This is a genomic window from Mesorhizobium sp. M7A.F.Ca.CA.003.01.2.1, from assembly GCF_003998945.1.
Taxonomy (GTDB): Bacteria; Pseudomonadota; Alphaproteobacteria; order Rhizobiales; family Rhizobiaceae; genus Mesorhizobium; species Mesorhizobium ciceri.
Map to the genome: position 1 here is coordinate 1 of NZ_RZRA01001229.1, position 1,292 is coordinate 1,292.

The 1,292-nt window shown below is 63.2% G+C and carries 1 protein-coding gene; it reads left to right on the forward strand.

Going from position 1 to position 1,292, the window contains the following annotated elements:
• Positions 1-1,292, forward strand: a 1,292-nt coding sequence (locus EN969_RS31490) for a ribonuclease E/G (protein WP_164758686.1), incomplete at both ends; no start/stop codon positions are given.

Consider the following 1,292-nt stretch of genomic DNA (forward strand, 5'->3'; position numbering starts at 1 on the left):
GTACAAGATCCAGGAAGTGATCAAGCGCCGGCAGATCCTCCTGGTGCAGGTCGTCAAGGAAGAGCGCGGCAACAAGGGCGCGGCGCTGACCACCTATCTGTCGCTGGCCGGCCGCTATTCGGTGCTGATGCCGAACACGGCGCGTGGCGGCGGCATTTCGCGCAAGATCACCAGCGCGGTCGACCGCAAGCGGCTCAAGGAGGTCGTCGCCGATCTCGAAGTGCCGCAGGGCATGGGCGTCATCCTGCGCACCGCCGGCGAGAGCCGCACCAAGGCAGAGATCAAGCGCGACTACGAATATCTGATGCGGCTTTGGGAAAATGTCCGCAATCTCACCTTGCAGTCCACGGCCCCTGCCCTGGTCTACGAGGAAGGCAGCCTGATCAAGCGCTCGGTGCGCGACCTCTACAACAAGGATATCGACGAGATTCTTGTCTCCGGCGAGGAAGGCTACCGCGAGGCCAAGGACTTCATGCGCATGCTGATGCCGAGCCACGCCAAGGTGGTTCAGCCGTTCCGCGACACGACGCCGATCTTCGTGCGCAACGGCATCGAGGCACAGCTCGACCGCATGCTGCAGCCGCAAGTGACGCTGAAGAGCGGCGGCTACATCATCATCAACCAGACCGAAGCGCTGGTTGCCATCGACGTGAATTCGGGCCGCTCCACCAAGGAGCACTCGATCGAGGACACCGCGCTCCACACCAATCTGGAAGCGGCCGAGGAAGTCGCGCGTCAGCTAAGGCTGCGCGATCTTGCCGGCCTGATCGTCATCGACTTCATCGACATGGAGGAGAACCGCAACAACCGCTCCGTCGAGAAGCGGCTGAAGGATCACCTCAAGAACGATCGTGCGCGCATCCAGGTCGGCCGTATCTCGCATTTCGGCCTGATGGAGATGTCACGCCAGCGCATCCGCGCCAGCGTGCTGGAATCGACCATGAAGCCTTGCCCGCATTGCGGCGGCACCGGCCATGTGCGCTCCGATTCGTCGGTCGCGCTGATGGTGGTGCGGGCGATCGAGGAATTCCTGCTCAAGGATTCGCGCAGCCACATCACGGTGCGGACGCCGGCGGCGACAGCACTCTACGTGCTCAACCACAAGCGCGGCACGCTGGTGGAACTCGAAAGCCGCTTCGGGCTGACGATCACCGTCGAGGCCGACGATTCGGTGGGTTCGCAGCACTATGCGATCTTCCGCGGCGCGTTGGCTGAAAAGCCGGAAGGCTTTGTCGAGGCGCGCAGCTTCCCGGCCTATGTCGAGCCGGACGAGCCCGAGGATGAGATTGCCG